Origin of the sequence: Acidovorax sp. DW039, assembly GCF_037101375.1 — a bacterium.
Lineage (GTDB): Bacteria > Pseudomonadota > Gammaproteobacteria > Burkholderiales > Burkholderiaceae_C > Acidovorax.
The window spans coordinates 114,018-128,498 of sequence record NZ_AP029019.1 but is presented as its reverse complement, the minus strand read 5'-3'; the positions used below and the strand labels follow the sequence as shown (position 1 = coordinate 128,498).

Annotated in this window: 17 protein-coding genes and 1 riboswitch; of the genes, 2 read left to right on the top strand and 15 right to left on the bottom strand. The window is 65.6% G+C overall.

What is annotated here, in order from left to right; genetic code table 11:
• Positions 1-23: 23 nt before the first annotated feature.
• Positions 24-1,052 carry a homocysteine S-methyltransferase gene (gene mmuM / locus AACH87_RS00580; RefSeq protein ID WP_338796754.1) on the top strand — a complete coding sequence of 343 codons (1,029 nt, stop codon included), beginning with the start codon at positions 24-26 and terminating at the stop codon, positions 1,050-1,052.
• 62 nt (positions 1,053-1,114) lie between these two features.
• Positions 1,115-1,561, top strand: coding sequence for a DoxX family protein (locus AACH87_RS00575; RefSeq protein ID WP_338796753.1), 447 nt, complete (start codon positions 1,115-1,117; stop codon positions 1,559-1,561).
• Between the two features lie 98 nt (positions 1,562-1,659).
• On the opposite strand, the gene AACH87_RS00570 is transcribed toward AACH87_RS00575, so the two are convergent.
• The 15 genes from AACH87_RS00570 to AACH87_RS00500 form a co-directional block, all read right to left on the bottom strand.
• Positions 1,660-2,019: a ferredoxin gene (locus AACH87_RS00570; protein ID WP_338798807.1), complete on the bottom strand. Its 360-nt coding sequence runs from the start codon at positions 2,017-2,019 to the stop codon at positions 1,660-1,662.
• Positions 2,020-2,057: 38 nt separating this feature from the next.
• On the bottom strand, positions 2,058-3,065 hold the full coding sequence (gene cobJ / locus AACH87_RS00565) for a precorrin-3B C(17)-methyltransferase (protein WP_338796752.1): 1,008 nt from the start codon (positions 3,063-3,065) through the stop codon (positions 2,058-2,060).
• Between the two features lie 20 nt (positions 3,066-3,085).
• Positions 3,086-3,751, bottom strand: coding sequence for an energy-coupling factor ABC transporter permease (locus AACH87_RS00560; RefSeq protein WP_338796751.1), 666 nt, complete (start codon positions 3,749-3,751; stop codon positions 3,086-3,088).
• Positions 3,752-3,781: 30 nt separating this feature from the next.
• Complete coding sequence (locus AACH87_RS00555; protein WP_338796750.1) at positions 3,782-4,246, bottom strand: cobalamin biosynthesis protein; 465 nt, start codon at positions 4,244-4,246, stop codon at positions 3,782-3,784.
• Between the two features lie 3 nt (positions 4,247-4,249).
• Positions 4,250-5,044 carry a cobalamin biosynthesis central domain-containing protein gene (locus AACH87_RS00550; protein ID WP_338796749.1) on the bottom strand — a complete coding sequence of 265 codons (795 nt, stop codon included), beginning with the start codon at positions 5,042-5,044 and terminating at the stop codon, positions 4,250-4,252.
• Complete coding sequence (gene cobI, locus AACH87_RS00545; RefSeq protein ID WP_338796748.1) at positions 5,041-5,883, bottom strand: precorrin-2 C(20)-methyltransferase; 843 nt, start codon at positions 5,881-5,883, stop codon at positions 5,041-5,043. The genes AACH87_RS00550 and cobI overlap by 4 nt, the downstream gene beginning before the upstream one ends.
• Entirely contained in the window at positions 5,880-7,202 is a 1,323-nt protein-coding gene (gene cbiE / locus AACH87_RS00540) for a precorrin-6y C5,15-methyltransferase (decarboxylating) subunit CbiE (RefSeq protein ID WP_338796747.1), read from the bottom strand. The genes cobI and cbiE overlap by 4 nt, the downstream gene beginning before the upstream one ends.
• Positions 7,199-8,341 (bottom strand): cobalt-precorrin-5B (C(1))-methyltransferase, encoded by a 1,143-nt coding sequence (locus AACH87_RS00535; protein ID WP_338796746.1) that lies wholly within the window; start codon positions 8,339-8,341, stop codon positions 7,199-7,201. The genes cbiE and AACH87_RS00535 overlap by 4 nt, the downstream gene beginning before the upstream one ends.
• 13 nt (positions 8,342-8,354) lie before the next feature.
• Positions 8,355-9,092 carry a precorrin-8X methylmutase gene (locus AACH87_RS00530; protein ID WP_338796745.1) on the bottom strand — a complete coding sequence of 246 codons (738 nt, stop codon included), beginning with the start codon at positions 9,090-9,092 and terminating at the stop codon, positions 8,355-8,357.
• The gene (locus tag AACH87_RS00525) at positions 9,089-10,138 is read right to left on the bottom strand and encodes a CbiX/SirB N-terminal domain-containing protein (RefSeq protein WP_338796744.1); all 1,050 of its coding nucleotides are present in this window, start codon (positions 10,136-10,138) and stop codon (positions 9,089-9,091) included. The genes AACH87_RS00530 and AACH87_RS00525 overlap by 4 nt, the downstream gene beginning before the upstream one ends.
• Positions 10,138-10,944 (bottom strand): precorrin-4 C(11)-methyltransferase, encoded by an 807-nt coding sequence (gene cobM / locus AACH87_RS00520; RefSeq protein WP_338796743.1) that lies wholly within the window; start codon positions 10,942-10,944, stop codon positions 10,138-10,140. The genes AACH87_RS00525 and cobM overlap by 1 nt, the downstream gene beginning before the upstream one ends.
• Positions 10,945-11,099: 155 nt before the next feature.
• Positions 11,100-11,337, bottom strand: a riboswitch (cobalamin riboswitch).
• Positions 11,338-11,353: 16 nt separating this feature from the next.
• Positions 11,354-12,382, bottom strand: a complete 1,029-nt coding sequence (locus AACH87_RS00515; RefSeq protein WP_338796742.1) for an alpha/beta hydrolase — start codon at positions 12,380-12,382, stop codon at positions 11,354-11,356.
• A gap of 13 nt (positions 12,383-12,395) precedes the next feature.
• Positions 12,396-13,364: a hypothetical protein gene (locus AACH87_RS00510; protein WP_338796741.1), complete on the bottom strand. Its 969-nt coding sequence runs from the start codon at positions 13,362-13,364 to the stop codon at positions 12,396-12,398.
• 11 nt (positions 13,365-13,375) lie between these two features.
• Positions 13,376-13,987, bottom strand: a complete 612-nt coding sequence (gene lpoB, locus AACH87_RS00505) for a penicillin-binding protein activator LpoB (RefSeq protein ID WP_338796740.1) — start codon at positions 13,985-13,987, stop codon at positions 13,376-13,378.
• Between the two features lie 41 nt (positions 13,988-14,028).
• Positions 14,029-14,424 carry a YcfL family protein gene (locus tag AACH87_RS00500; RefSeq protein WP_338796739.1) on the bottom strand — a complete coding sequence of 132 codons (396 nt, stop codon included), beginning with the start codon at positions 14,422-14,424 and terminating at the stop codon, positions 14,029-14,031.
• Positions 14,425-14,481: the final 57 nt, after the last annotated feature.

The following is a 14,481-nucleotide window of genomic DNA, read 5'->3' as shown; positions in this document are numbered from 1 at the left end:
TCCTTTTGCAGACCTCGCTCATCATGACTTCTACGCCCACCGCAAACCCCTTGCAAACCCTGCTGGACGAGCAAGGCCTGTTCGTTCTTGACGGTGCGCTGGCCACCGAGCTGGAGCGCCGGGGTGCCGACCTGAAAGACCCGCTGTGGTCGGCCAAGCTACTGATCGAGCAGCCTGACCTGATCCGCCAGGTGCATCTGGACTACTTCCTGGCCGGGGCCGATGTGGCCACCACCTCCAGCTACCAGGCCACCTTCGAGGCCTTTGGCAAGCGCGGCTATTCCGCCGAAGAATCGGCAGACCTGATGCGCCGCTCCGTCACCCTGGCCTGCGAGGCACGCGATGCCTTCTGGGCCAACTCCGCCAACCGCCAGGGGCGCCGCAAGCCGCTGGTGGCTGCATCGGTGGGCCCCTACGGCGCGATGCTGGCCGATGGGTCGGAGTACATCGGCTACCAGGGCGTGAGCCGGGATGATCTGGCGCGCTTTCATGCACCGCGCCTGCAGGTGCTGGCCGCCGCCGGGGCCGATCTGCTGGCCTGCGAGACCCTGCCCTGCCTGGACGAAGCCCTGGCCATCGCCAGCCTTCTGCCCACGCTGGACGACGGGCGTGGCCATGCCCCTGGCGCGTGGATCAGCTTCTCGTGCAAGGACGGCGAACACAACAGCCAGGGCGAGCGCATTGCCGACTGCGCCGCTGCGCTGGATGGCCTGCCCCAGGTGTGGGCGGTGGGCGTGAACTGCACGGCACCGCAATACATCCCCTCGCTGGTGGCGCACATCCAGCGCCACACACGCACCCCCATCGTGGTGTACCCCAACTCGGGCGAAACCTACGACGCGGTGGACAAGCAATGGCGCGGTGCGGACGCATCCGCAGCACCCGCAGCCCACACCGCCCCCTGCGATGCGTTTGCCGAAGCCGCCATGCGCTGGCATGCCCAGGGCGCACGCCTGATCGGGGGCTGCTGCCGCACCAGCCCGCAGGACATTGCCGCACTCAAGCGCCAGGCACTGAGCCAAGGTGTGTTGCGCAACGTTACAGCACCTTGATTTGCATCAACCGGGCGGGCGCGGTGGCTACCTAACATGAAACTTACTGAGGAGTAAATTTCATGCCACTGCTGACCATCGACGACTTCCGGATCAAGGCATCCAACTTCAACATCACCCGCGCAGAAAACCTGCTGCGCATCATCTGCGGGGCGTTCATGTTCCCGCACGCGATGAGCAAGTTCTCATCGTTCGGGGTGCTGTCAGCAGGCACGATCGGGTTCTTTGGCAAGGCCGGGTTCCAGCCCGCCGAGCTGTGGGTGTGGATGGCCTTCTTCACCGAGGCCGCTTGCGGCATCGCCCTGGTGCTGGGCCTGTGCACCCGCTACGCTGCCCTGGGGGCCGCCGCAGCGCTGGCGATTGCGGTGTATGCGCTGCACACCACCAAGGGTTTTGGCTGGCTGTGGAACATGGGGGGCTATGAATACCCCGTGTTCTGGGCTCTGGCCTGCGTTTCAGTGGCGCTGTCAGAGTTCCGCCGTATTGCAGGGGAGCCGCAACGGTTCTGACAAACCGTGCAAAGCGCCCTCCGGCGCTTATCCATCAAAATGCCCGCCTGCGCTTATTTGAAAAGCGCAGGCAGCTATTAAATAAATAGCAAACAAAGTCAGCCGCCGCTGGGCCCCTGGTGAAACACCAGCTCCTGCACCGGCTGCCCGCCCACCAGGTGCTCGGTGATGATGCGGTCCATGTTGGCGGGGGTGACGTTGTAGTACCAGGTCCCATCGGGCTGCACACACATCACCGGGCCGCCCTTGCAGGCCGCAAAGCAGCCCACGCGGCTGCGCTTCACACGCAGTTCTCCATCATTCAAACCCGCGGCCTTGAACTTGGCACCCAGGCTATCGAACAGGTCTTGCGCCTCGCCGTTCTGCGTGCAGCGTGGGCCGGTGCAGATGAGCAAGTGGCGGCGGTAGTCGCTGATCTTGGGGCGAACGACTTCAGGGGTGGCCGCATCGGCGGGCATGGCATCGGCGGCCAGAGCCGCATTCATGTTGTCAGTGCTCATGCTTCAGCCTCTTCAGGGGCATCTTGCGCTGCGGCTTCCAGCGGGTTTTCAAGGGTGTCGCGGATGTATTCCACTGGCAGGCGGTGACGCTGGGCCAGGGCTTCGATGGTGTCGCCCGCCGCGTGGTCGGCAAACAGGTTTTCCAGCCAGCCGTTGAGCCCCGTGGAAAGCGACCGGCCTGGGCGCTCGCCCTCGCGCGTGGTGCCACCCGCCTGCACGTCGTACTTGTTGGCATAGCCGCGTGGCGTAACCATGAGGCCGTTGTGCACCACGGTATTGCTGTTGCCGATGAGCACGGTGCTGAGCATGCCAATGTCGGCATCGCTCATGTGGGCCAGTGTAGTGAACTCGATGCGCTCACGGCGGCGGTAGGCGCTCTTGACGATGGCCACGGGTGTGTCGGGGCTGCGGTGGCGCAGGAACAGGCGCTGCGCCTCCACAATCTGCCGCGTGCGGCGGCCGCTTTTGGGGTTGTAGAGGGCCACCACAAAATCGGAGTAAGCCACGGCATCCAGTCTGCGCGCAATGGTGGGCCAGGGTGTGAGCAAGTCTGACAGCGAGATGGCGCAGAAGTCATGCGTGAGCGGCGCGCCCACCAGAGCTGCGCAGCTGTTGAGGGCCGAGGCACCGGGCACCACCTCCACCACGATGCCGCCCGCTTCGGGCACACCGTTCTCGTCCACCGCGGGCGGTGTCCACCCGGCCTGGAACAGCACCTCAAACGTGGGCCCGGCCATGCCGTACACGCCTGCATCGCCCGAAGAGATGAGCGCCACCTTCTTGCCCTCGCGGGCACGGGCCAGCGCTTCAATGGCACGGTCCAGCTCCTCGGTCATGGACTTGCGGATGATCTCCTTGCCTTCAATGAGATCGGCCACCAGCTTGATGTAGGTGACGTAGCCGATGATGGTGTCGGCTTCAGCAATGGCGGCGCGGGCGCGCGCCGTCATATGCTCGGTGCTGCCGGGGCCAATGCCCACGAGCATGATTTTTCCTGCGGTCATGGGGTCAGCCCTTGTGCAGATCAAGCCGACGCTGCAGCGGAGACTGCGGGGGCTGCGCGGCGCAGCAGGCCTTCGTCAATGCAAGCCGTCAGCCAACGATTGCCTTGCAAGCGGCCTGCCAAGGCCACCAGGCCGATGGTCAGCAATGGCTCGATGGCGACCAGGCTGGTGTACGAGGCCGCAAACAGCGCCCAGTCGGCCACGGGGGCGGCATCGTTGCTGATGGACAGCCAGAAGCCCACCATCAGCGTCACGCCTGCGTAGTACACGGCGTCGAGCTTGAGCACATTAGCCACGCTGATGCCTTGCATCTTCTTGCCCAGAGTGTGGTGCACGGTGACCAACGGCACGGCCAGGCTCAGGAAGTTGACGGCCAGGTGGGCCATGTCTTGTGGCTCAAACACCAAGGCTTGCACCAGCAGGCCCAGGCCAAAGCCAAACAGCGTGGGGATGAAACCAAACAGCAGGTATACGGGCATGGCCCCCACCAGGTGCAGTTCTGACGGGCCCACGGGCAGGTGCCACGCCTGCATCAGCACGCTGAAGAAGAACGCGGCCAGCGCTGTGCGCAGCCAGGCAGTGGGGCTTTTGAGCAGGCCCAAGGCATGGGTGCCCAAGAGTGCGGTGGCGGCTACGCCAGCGTAGGCCAGCTTTTCGGGCGAGAGGATGCCGATTTCGATGTGCATGGAGATTTCCTTTCAAAAAACGGACGGGGATCAAGACGGGGATGAATCGGGATGAGGCAACGGTGCCGCCATGCGGGCGATGGACACGGTGGCGTTCTTGCCATCGGGCCCGCGAAACTTGTGCTTCTCCACCACCAGGGCGCGCAGATCGGCCCGTGCAGCCAGCAGGGCAGCGGCTTCGCTCACCGAGGGGGTGCCCATGTAGCGCTGCACGGTGGCCGACGGGTTGGGCACAGGCACAGCGGCCAGTTGCGCGGCGTTGTACCACTGCAGGGGCCAGCCATGCTGCGCGGCCAGTTGCAAAAAGGCGGCTTCGTCGGCCTTGGCTTCAATGCTCGCCAGCACCGCCACATCGGCCAGCACGCCGCCCACCAGCGCCAGGGCCTGCTGCAGGCATTGCTGCACCGTGGCCAGGGGCGTGCCCCGGTCGCAACCCAGGCCAATGGCCAAGGTGGGCACCACCAGCGCGGGGGGATGGCTTGCAAAATCAGACATGGCTCAGGCCGTGGTGGCGTCTGCAGCCTGCCCCACCGGCGGGCGGTACACCACCAGGCGCTCGGCCCAGTCGGCCCACAGGCTGCCCGGCACCTCGGCGTGGGTCACCCACAGCACGGCCTTGTGGTGATCGGGTCGCACCTGCGCAAACGCGGTGAGGCATTCCACATTGGCGGGCAGCGGCGTGGGCCGGGTCCACCAGCGCGTGCTGCCTGCCTCTTGCACCAGGGCAATAGGCTCGCCATTGACCACATGGGCCGACACGCGGGTGATGTTGATCTTGGGGGCCTGCACCTGCCAGCCCAGGTGGCGACCCAGAATGTCCACGGGAATGGTCTTGCCCACATCGGATGCGGTGGTGAGCACGGGCGTGGCACCCAGCAGGTCGGCAATGCGCTCGCTCATGGCATTGGCACCGCCCACATGGCCCGAAAGCACAGGGATGACGAACTGCCCCGCATCGTCCACCACCGTCACGCCGGGGTCTTCGTCCTTGGACTTGAGCACCGGGGCAATCAGGCGCACCACGGCACCCAGCGAGACAAAGAACACCAGCTGGTCGTAGCCCGCAAACAGGGGCGCCATCTCGTCGCGCAAAGCGCCGTCGTAGGCACGCATGGGGTTGGGCAGACCGTCAAACACCTGCGCAAACTTGGCGGCGGTGCAGATGTGAGCGTCAGGCAGATCGCGCGCCAGCTGGGCTGCCTGTGCCGCGCCGTGGCGGGTGATGGCGACAATGCAGACGCGGGCCTCCTCAGGGGGACGCGCCAGATCGGTAGGAGTAGAGGCGTTGGTCATTCTTCAGTCTCCAGTGCGGTGCTGGCGTTGGCTTCTGCGGGCAAAGGCGATGTCTTTTTGAGGCAGCCCTTGATGCGCTCACCGCGTATGCGGTGCGGGTTCTTCACGACCATGAGCGAGAGGTAACTGACCTTGGTGCCGCGCAGGGCGGGCAGATCTACGCCGTTCACGCTGCGCTCGTCCGGCGCACCGACACGCTCGATGAACTGGGTGTGGGGCAGCAAGGCGCGCTGGGTGAGCCAGTCGATCAGGTCGTCCATCAGCGGCTTGACCTTCATGAGCACCAGAGTGTCAAAGTCGGTGAGCAAACGGTCTACCGCACTCACGCCGTAGGCGGCGGGCACGATGGCAATGGTGTCGTCCTGCTCGGCCAGGGGCATGCCACGGGCGGCGCAGGCCGCCGTGAAGGCGTTGACGCCTGCAATCACCTGCACATCCATGCGCGCATCCAGTGCCTGTACGGTGCGGGCCAGGTGGCCAAAGGTGGCGTAGGTGCTGGCGTCGCCCTCCACCAGAAACAGCACGTCTTGCCCGGCTTGCAGCCAGGGCAGCACCGTCTCGGCAGCGCGCATCCAGGCACGGGCGAGCTTGTCGCCGTCGTGCGTCATAGGGAACAGCAGCGTCTGGTGCTGCGCGGGCGGTGTGAGCCCGGCGCGCTGCACGATGTCAAACGCGTAGCTGGGCGTTTTGGTGCTGCGCGCGGGGTAGGTCCACACGGCATCGGTGCGCTGCAGTTGCGCCCAGGCTGCGCGGGTGATGAGGCCAGGATCGCCGGGGCCGAGGGAGACGCCGATGAGGCGGCCCAGTGCGGGGGTGGTCTGAAGGGTGGTCTCGCTCATGCGCCCTCCCCTTGCCCAGCGGGCACCGCACTGCCCTCGCCGCGCTGCGCGCACACGATCCACACCGGGTTCTCTGCCGCCATGCGGTGCATGTGCAGGATGGGTTTGCTGCGGGCGGCCTGCAGTTGCAGCACATCCCACACCGCCCCTTGGGCTTGCAGCGCTTGCGTGGCGCTGGCCAGGTTTTCGAGCGTGACAAAGTTCATCACCAGCCAGCCGCCCGTGCGCAAACGGCGCAGGCACAGGGCAATCAGCTCTTGCAGCTCACCGCCCGAGCCGCCGATGAAAACAGCGTCCGGGTCGGGCCATGCATCGAGCCCATCAGGCGCCTTGCCATGCACCAGCGTGTGGTTGCTCACGCCAAAGGCACGGGCGTTCTGGCCCGCAATGGCGAAATCGGCCTCGTTCTTTTCGATGGCCCACACGTGACCTTGCGGACACAGGCGCGCGGCTTCGAGCCCCACCGAGCCGCTGCCCGCGCCAATGTCCCACACACGGCTGTCGGCACGCAGTTGCATGCGGGCGAGCGACACGGCGCGCACCTCTTGCTTGGTGATGAGGCCTTTGTCCGGCTGGCGCTGGTGGTAGGTGCTGTCGGCCAGGCCCATGCGCACGGGCTGGGGGCGCACCTGGCTGCGCACCAGCACCACCACGTTGGGGTCAGCAAAGGTCTGCTGCGCAGCGTCGTGGGGCGATAGTTCAGCCACCACGCGCTCGTCGGGCGTGCACAGGCGCTCGGCCACGGCCATCTGAAAATCGTCGCCCAGGCCCTCAGCCACCATCAGGCGGGCAATGCGGTCGGGCGAGTTGTCGGGGCTGGTAAGCACCAGCAGGCGGTCGTGCTGGCGCAGGCTTTGCGCCAGGGCATACAGGCCGTGGCCAGGCTCGGCACCCACGTGCCATTCGCCTGCGTCCTTGCTGTGCACGGACACAATGCGCGCGTCCTGCCAGGCCAGGCCCAGGCGGGCGCAGGCCAGCTGCACGGTCGATAGATTGGGCAGCACCTCCACCGCCTCAATGCACAGGCGCGATGCAAGGTAGCTGGCAATGCCATGGCACAGCGGGTCGCCCGTGGCCAGCACCACGCTGGTCTGGCCTGCTTCACGCGCGGCAGCAATCCAGCCGGGCACGGCGCTGAGCTGGCCCGTCAAATCGCGGCGCTGGGCGTGGGGGGCAATGTCGTCGTCCAGCAGGGCCAGCGTGCGGCTGCCGCCCACCACCACATCGGCACGGCGCAGCAGGGCCAGGGCGGTGGGGCTCAGGCTGGCAGCGCCATCGTCCAGCACGCCGATCACTCGGCAAGGTTGAGGGTCGGTCATGTCGATGGGAAAAGAGTTGAATCGGCTTCGGCCATCTTCTGGCCGTCAAAGTCGCACACCAGCACCTGCAGACGGAACTTGCCGCCGTAGCGGTCAGGGGCCATCAGGGTGCGCACCACGGCCTGGGCCAGCGCTTCATGAAAGGCCGTGGCCAGGCCCAGGGCCTGCATGCGCTCGGCAGCAAAGCGGGCGGTTTCGGCAGCGGCAATCTCGGCGCATACCTCGGGCGGGGCGCCAATGCTGGCGGCCAGCTGGGCGAGCAGCTCGGTGTCCACTTCGGCGCGGTTGGCGTGGGTGATGGTTTCGCCCTGGGCGATTTTGGTCAGCTTGCCCACCATGCCGCCAATGACGACTTCGGTCAGCCCCTGGGCCACGGCTTCATCGAGCGCATAGCGCAGGAAGTCGCCCATCTGCACAAAGCAGGCAGGGGGCAGCGCGGCGCGCTCTTTCATCGCAAACTGCTCGGTGCGCCCGCCTGTGGTGAGCACCACCACGCCGTGGCCCAGCGTGGCCGCCACCTGCACGCCCTGCACCACGCTGGCGCGGTAGGCCGAGGTGGAATACGGCTTGACGATGCCGGTGGTACCCAGGATGGAGATGCCCCCCAGAATGCCCAGGCGGGCGTTGAGCGTCTTGCGCGCCATCTCCACGCCCTGGGGTACGGAGATGGTCACTTCGAGCCCCGCATGGGCCAGCAGCGGTGCCCCTGCAGCGCGCACGTTGTCTTCAATGTTGCGGCGGGGCACGGGGTTGATGGCCGGACCGCCCACTTCCAGACCCAGCCCGGCCATGGTGACCGTGCCCACACCAAAACCGCCACACAGGCGCACCACACCGGCCTCGCCGGGCAGCACGCGCACATCGGCGGTGAGGTGGGCCTTGTCGGTGCAATCGGGGTCGTCGCCTGCGTCCTTGATGACCATGGCGTGGGCCGTGGCCGGTACATCGGGAGTGCTGACATCGCAGCGGCCGTCGTTCACCGCAAAGCGCACCGTATCGCCGTTGGGCAACAGGCAATCCACCACCTCAGGTACCGCGCCGTGCACCAGGCCCAACACGGCCGCACGCGCAGCGGCTGCAGAGCAGGCCCCGGTGGTGAAGCCGGTGCGGGTGCCACGGCGAACGGTTTTTTCCATCATGGCCGCAGTGCCTTCACGCGTGCAGGCCCGTTTGCGCCAACGGTGCAGTCTGTGCGGCCTGCGTGGCGGCCTGCGCCACCAGCGCCTTCTGGCGCGACTCCGCCAGGGCCAGCAAAGCGTGCAATGCAGCCACCACCAGCGTAGAGCCGCCCTTGCGGCCGCGGATCACGATCCAGGGCACTTCGCTTTGCGCGGCAATCAGGTCCTTGGATTCCGCGGCAGACACAAAGCCCACCGGCATGCCCACGACGAGTGCCGGGCGCACGCCCTCCTCTGCAATCAGGCGAGCCAGCTCGATGAGCGCCGTGGGTGCGTTGCCAATGCCGACGATGGCACCCTGCAGCAAGCCCAGGCGGTGGGCTTTGCGCATGGCCTGCACGGCACGGGTAGTGTCCTGCTGCTGGGCCAGCAGCACTACGTCCGCGTCCGAGATGAACTGGTGGGTGTGCATGCCAAAGTGCGCCAGACGCGGAATGGACAGGCCCGAGCAGATCATTTCCACATCGGCCACTACCGGCGTGCCGCCGCGCAGCATGGCGGTGATGCCAGCGTGCACGGCCTGCGGGTGAAAGTCCGTGAGGCCGTTGAAGTCGAAGTCCGCATTCGCGTGGATCATGCGGCGCACGATGGGCCACTGCTCTGCGGTGTAGCTGTGCGCCTGGACCTCTGCGTCAATGATGGCAAAGCTGTCGTGCTCGATGGCCTGACCCGCACGCGTGAGCTGTTCGGTGACCGTGTTGATGGTGCTCATGCCGCTTGCCCCTCGGCATGGACGGGGTGGTGGACAGCATGGACATGCCCATGTTCGTGGTCATGCCCGTGATGGTGGGCGGGGCTATGGTCGTGTGCATGGTCATGCGCAGGCCCATGGCTGTGCACATGCACCACCGCCTCTGTGGCCGGTGCGTGGGCATGCGTATGTTCGTGGCTGTGCCCATGGCCCAGGTCATGGGCAATCTCGCGGTACTTGCAGCCATCGCAGGGCAGCTTGGCATCGGCCACGCCCGCGCGCAGGTCGGCCACGCGCTGCTCCAGCAGGGCAAAGATTTCTTTTTCAAACCCGAAGTACGAAGACTGGGCAAACCGCACCTGCGGGTACTGCTGGCGCAGGTGATCCACCTGGCGGGCAATGCGCTGCATGAGCGTGCCGGTGAACAGGTAGTACGGCAACACCACCACCTGCTTCATGCCCAGCATCACCTGCCGCTGCACAGCGCGCTCCAGGCGCGGCCAGGTGATGCCGGTGAAGGCCAGGTCCACCAGTTCGTGGTCCGTCTCCTCCATCAGCCAGCGAGCCATCTTGGCGACATCGCCATTGGCCTGGCGGTCAGACGAGCCGCGCCCCAGCAGCACAACGCCGGTGGTGGTGGGGTCAGGCATGTCCAGCTCGCTCATGCACTTGCGCAGGTTGCGGCGCAGCACATCCAGGATGGGGTCGCATGCGGTGAGGTGCGGGCCATACAGAAATTCGGTGCCGGGGCAGTGTTCACGGGCATGCTCAATGGCCTCGGGAATCTCCATCTTCACGTGGCCTGCCGCGTTCAGGATGAGCGGCAGCACCAGCACGCGGCGGGCGTTGCGTGCGGCGTGCAGCAAGCCGTCGTGCAGGCTGGGGGGCGCAAACTCGATGAAGCACACCTCGATATTCCAGCTGGGCTGGCGTGTGCGCCACTGGGCCACAAAGCGGTGGATTTCGTCATTGCCCTCGGGCTCGCGCGAGCCGTGGCCGATGAGCAGGATGGTGTCTTCGTGGCGTGCGCCGTGGTGTGTACCGAGGGGCGTGGCTGGGGTTTGCATCAGGAAGTCTCCGTGGGCGTGGCAGGCACACTGGCCTTGCGAAAGCGGTGGGTGAAGCTGGCGTCGTACAGCTTGGACTTGGCGAGCGTGGGCCAGTGGCGCGCACCCAGGTTGGGGCTGGCAATCACCATGGCCTGGCTGACCACCTTGGCGTCGCGGCAGCGCTGGCGGATGTCGGCCAGCGTGCCGCGGATGATGAGTTCCTCACCCGGCCAGCTGGCCTTGTGCACCACGAGCATGGGGGCGTCATCAGCCCAGCCCGCGGTGCGCAATTGCTCCTGCACCTTGTGCAGCAGGGTGATGGACAGAAAGATGCACAGCGTGCAGTGGTGGCGCGCCAGTTCGGCCAGCGACTCACCTTCGGGCATGGGCGTGCGGCCTTCCACGCGGGTGAAGATCACGCTCTGCGTGACTTCGGGCAGCGTGAAACTCTCCACCGCGGCTGCCGCAGATGCCATGGCCGAGGACACGCCAGGCACCACCCGCACAGGCACCCCCGCGGCATCGAGCGGCTGCACCACTTCAATCAGCGCGCCATACAAGGCAGGGTCGCCCGTCTGAAGGCGGATGACCACGGCGTGCTGCTGTGCCTGGGCGATAAGCCATGCGGCCATCTGCTCCAGCGTCATGTCCTTGCTGTCAGCAATGGTGCAGCCAGGTGGGGCCCAGCGGGTCACGGCCTCGTTGACCAGCGAACCTGCAAACAGGATGGCTCCTGCGCGCTCAATCAGGGAACGGCCCTTGACGGTGATGAGCTCCGGATCGCCCGGGCCCGCGCCCACAAACCAGACGGTACCGACCGTCATGGCTGGCGCCAGCCCCAGCTGCCCATGGATACGCCATGACCCGCCAAATGCTGCGCCGCTGGCTCCATCGCCAGCACAAAGAAATTCAACATGAAAACGACCCGGACTGACCCAGACCCCTGCCTCCCCGCAGGTTCTGTGAAATGGGTGGGCACGTGGCTCACCCGCTTGTCGGCCGGTCTCCGGGCTGGCGAGATGTTCCTGCGAATCCTTCCCAGGCTCTCGGAACCCAGTGGACATGTGACGCAGGCTGAAGGCATGCAGCCTTCTCTCGCTTACCGTTGCGGGGGCAGCTCAGGTTAAGGGCGACTCGTGGTGCGCCGCGCTCTCCTGATTCCCGTTTAACTGTGCCGTTGCAATAACGGCACGAGCACCAACGGGGGCGAGTATAGGGCCTGCAGGGAAAGGGTCAACGCAAAGTCAAATGGGCACAAAGACCGCTCTGGGGTGTTCGCCCCCAGCTTTCCAGTGCAGACCAAAGCCGCTGCACGCCATCCACGCCCGCTGTCTGCAGGCCATGGTCGGCTCCTGGCACCCGCAGCGCGCAATAGGGTGCATGGCGGTGTGAAGCCTGCTGCGCGAATTGTTCGTAGGCGGTGGGAGGCACCAGCTCATCGGCATCACCCCATGCTTGCAGCAAGGGCCACGGGCCCTGCAGCAACGGCTGCTGCACGGGCCACTGCCAGAGATCCCGCCAGTAGCGCAGGCTGCGCCCCTGTAGCACCTGCGAGTCCGGCCGCGGGCCTGCCTGGGCGCGGGCGAGTGCTTCCCAGTCCGCCAGATGGCCCATGCGCTCGGCCTGCATCTGACCAGCGTCGCGCGGGTCCAGCCCACTGCTGGCAATCATGACCACCCCGGCGGGTGCTGGGGCGACTGCCTCAGCCAGGGAGGGAAGCAGCTCTGCACCCTCTGAGATGCCCACCAGCAACCAGGGCACAGAGGGCGCTTCTGCAGCGTGCGCCTGGATGAGCTGGCGCAGCGCCACACGGGCGTGTGCACTCCACCATGCCAGGCTGTCAGAGGCGACAAAGGACCGGGAACATTGGTGGGATGGTGTTGCATCGGCCGGATGCACGCCGGGCTTGTGTAGCACCGTCACCTGCGCATGCAAAAGCCCTCGAAAGTAGCGGTCTGCCACCGCCCCCATGCCCGCGCAGCCCGAGCCGGGAATGACCACCACGCGATAACGCAGCGGGGGAACCACCGGCCCGCGCTGCAGGGCCCACACGGTCTGGCCCTGTGCTCCGGGCAGTTGAGCGGCTGCAAAACGGCTGGGGGCTTCCGAGGCTCTGTCTGCAGGGCAATCCAGCATATTCATCCGCTGGCCGGTGGCGGGTGAAGAACATCCCGACAGCACTGCGGGCACAGCAGAAACAGCCAACAAAAAGGCCAGCACGAGGCTGGCCTGGACAACGCCGGAGCGATGCGGGCAGGTCATGCCACCGCCATCCTCACTTGAGGATAAGCACCTGCTCAGGCTGTTGGGGCACTGGCATGGGCTGGGGCTGCCCGCCACCTGCGGGATAGGGCATGGGCTGCGCGGGACGCACGCCACGCGAGAGGTGTGCGTCGGTGTAACCCAGCTGGGTAGCCAGCTGCACGTACACGTCCTGCGCCAGACTTTGCGAGGTTTCGCGGATGACCTTGGCGCGGTTGGGCGGGGCAATGTCGCCGCGGGTGGACAGGATCTTGGTGTCGTTGCCTTCACCTTGGGCAGAGAACGCCGCCTTGATCTCGTAGGTCTTGGTGTTGATCAGCGAGAAGTCGGCCAGCAGCTGCAGGCCGTACTGGCGCGTGGCGTTGCTGGTGCCCTGGATGGGGTGCAACGCATCAGTGAAGTCGATGCTGGAGACCACGCCAAACAGCACGTAGTCCGCACCGTTGAATTCACCCCTCTTGATACGGGCAATCACGTCGGTGACCTGGGGCTGCGCCTTGGGCGTGGCCATTTTGCCGCCCTGCACCTGGTTCAGCACCTGCTCGGCCTTGGAGGCCTGGGGCGCACCCGCATCAAAGCCCTTGCCCTGCACCAGGCGGAAGTAGGTGCCCTGCAGCAGCGCACCCTTGATGTCGTTGGTGTAGCCGCCCAACTCACGCTGTTCGATGTAGCTGTAGCTGCCCGCCACATACGTGCCGCTGGCCTGCTCGGAGGCCTGCACCGACTGGCTGCCAGAGTAGGAGCCGCCGCCGCCGTACATGCCGTGGCTGTGACTGCCGCCCTGGCTGCTGCGCGCACTCATCTGGGCGCTGCGCTGGTAGGTGCCCGCCACAAAATACTCGGACACGCGCTGTGCGTAGGCCAGGTCTGTCACGGCGATCTTAGGGGCCGTGTTCTGCTGGGCCTGGGCAGCGGGGACCCAGGCCAGCGTGGTGGCAGCAATCACGGCCAGGGCCGTGTGCAAGGTGGTTCTGCGTTGCATGATGTGCTCCGTCACTTCTTGCTGGTCTTGCGAATTTCTTTTTCGTCCTGCCATTCGATCGTGCCTTCCTGCACGTCGAACATCTTCAGCGTGAACTTGTAGAACACGTCCTTGGTGGTGTTGTTCTGCTTGACGATGCTGGTCAGCTCGCCTTCGAGCTGGTACTTTGCAGCCGTCATCTGGCCAACCTTGGCGGTGGTGTTCTGCTTGTACAGGCCGCTCTGGTTCTGGCGCTGCAGCTCGTCCACGCCCTGCTGCATCTCGTTGATGGAGCGGGTAAAGCGCACCTTGCCCGACTTGACCAGTGCGGTCTGGATGGAGTTCATGACGTTGGTGGTGTCGATGTACTCGCTGGTCTTGTTCTTGACGGTGGAGATGGTGACGGTAGGACGGCCCTGGAAGATGCCGGTTTCCAGCAGGCTGCCCACCATCTTCTCGGCAATCATTTGCAGGTCGGTAGAACCGAATTCATTGGTCACGAGCTCGACGGCCTTGGCATCGCCATAGTTCACCTGGCGGTCAAAGCGCACGGTAGGAGAGGACAGGTTCTGGCAGGCAGACAGGGCCAGAGTGCTGGCTACGAAAGCAGTGATGAGCGCAGTGCGCTGGAAGGTACGTTGCATGGTGATCTCCAAAATTCGAGTGAAACAGGCCTCAGCGTGTCTCAGCGGGGTTCCACATTCATTTCAAGGCGCAGGTCCACAGCAGCGCTGGTGGGTGCCACACTCTTGACGGTCTGCTGGCCCAGGCCCAGCACCGTGAGTTGCTTCCACGATTCGCCATCGCCCACCTGATTGCCCACGTTGTCCAGCCACTTGAAGCGGTAGAACATGGTGCGATCGCTGCGGCCGGTGTTCTGCAGGTCTGCCTGCACGGTCAGGATGTCGTTCTTGCGCACCAGACGCATTTCGGTGATGGCGATGTTGTTGGCTTCGCCGCGCAACGCCACCTTGGACGCCACCATGGGGGGTGTTGCGGGGTCGTGCTGCTGTGCTGCGGCTGCGCCGACGAAAGTCAGGGCAGCGATGCTGACGGCGGCCCAGAGGTTGCGGTGGCTCATGGAATGAATCTCCTGTAAGCAGATAGATGGGTGAGGTTCAGAGCTTTTTCAGCCGCT

Bases quoted from the DNA above. Each gene is read 5' to 3' on its own strand.
- mmuM (WP_338796754.1), top strand. From the start codon at position 24: ATGACTTCTACGCCCACCGCAAACCCCTTGCAAACCCTGCTGGACGAG.
- AACH87_RS00575 (WP_338796753.1), top strand. From the start codon at position 1,115: ATGCCACTGCTGACCATCGACGACTTCCGGATCAAGGCATCCAACTTC.
- AACH87_RS00570 (WP_338798807.1), bottom strand. From the start codon at position 2,019: ATGCCCGCCGATGCGGCCACCCCTGAAGTCGTTCGCCCCAAGATCAGC.
- cobJ (WP_338796752.1), bottom strand. From the start codon at position 3,065: ATGACCGCAGGAAAAATCATGCTCGTGGGCATTGGCCCCGGCAGCACC.
- AACH87_RS00560 (WP_338796751.1), bottom strand. From the start codon at position 3,751: ATGCACATCGAAATCGGCATCCTCTCGCCCGAAAAGCTGGCCTACGCT.
- AACH87_RS00555 (WP_338796750.1), bottom strand. From the start codon at position 4,246: ATGTCTGATTTTGCAAGCCATCCCCCCGCGCTGGTGGTGCCCACCTTG.
- AACH87_RS00550 (WP_338796749.1), bottom strand. From the start codon at position 5,044: ATGACCAACGCCTCTACTCCTACCGATCTGGCGCGTCCCCCTGAGGAG.
- cobI (WP_338796748.1), bottom strand. From the start codon at position 5,883: ATGAGCGAGACCACCCTTCAGACCACCCCCGCACTGGGCCGCCTCATC.
- cbiE (WP_338796747.1), bottom strand. From the start codon at position 7,202: ATGACCGACCCTCAACCTTGCCGAGTGATCGGCGTGCTGGACGATGGC.
- AACH87_RS00535 (WP_338796746.1), bottom strand. From the start codon at position 8,341: ATGATGGAAAAAACCGTTCGCCGTGGCACCCGCACCGGCTTCACCACC.
- AACH87_RS00530 (WP_338796745.1), bottom strand. From the start codon at position 9,092: ATGAGCACCATCAACACGGTCACCGAACAGCTCACGCGTGCGGGTCAG.
- AACH87_RS00525 (WP_338796744.1), bottom strand. From the start codon at position 10,138: ATGCAAACCCCAGCCACGCCCCTCGGTACACACCACGGCGCACGCCAC.
- cobM (WP_338796743.1), bottom strand. From the start codon at position 10,944: ATGACGGTCGGTACCGTCTGGTTTGTGGGCGCGGGCCCGGGCGATCCG.
- AACH87_RS00515 (WP_338796742.1), bottom strand. From the start codon at position 12,382: ATGACCTGCCCGCATCGCTCCGGCGTTGTCCAGGCCAGCCTCGTGCTG.
- AACH87_RS00510 (WP_338796741.1), bottom strand. From the start codon at position 13,364: ATGCAACGCAGAACCACCTTGCACACGGCCCTGGCCGTGATTGCTGCC.
- lpoB (WP_338796740.1), bottom strand. From the start codon at position 13,987: ATGCAACGTACCTTCCAGCGCACTGCGCTCATCACTGCTTTCGTAGCC.
- AACH87_RS00500 (WP_338796739.1), bottom strand. From the start codon at position 14,424: ATGAGCCACCGCAACCTCTGGGCCGCCGTCAGCATCGCTGCCCTGACT.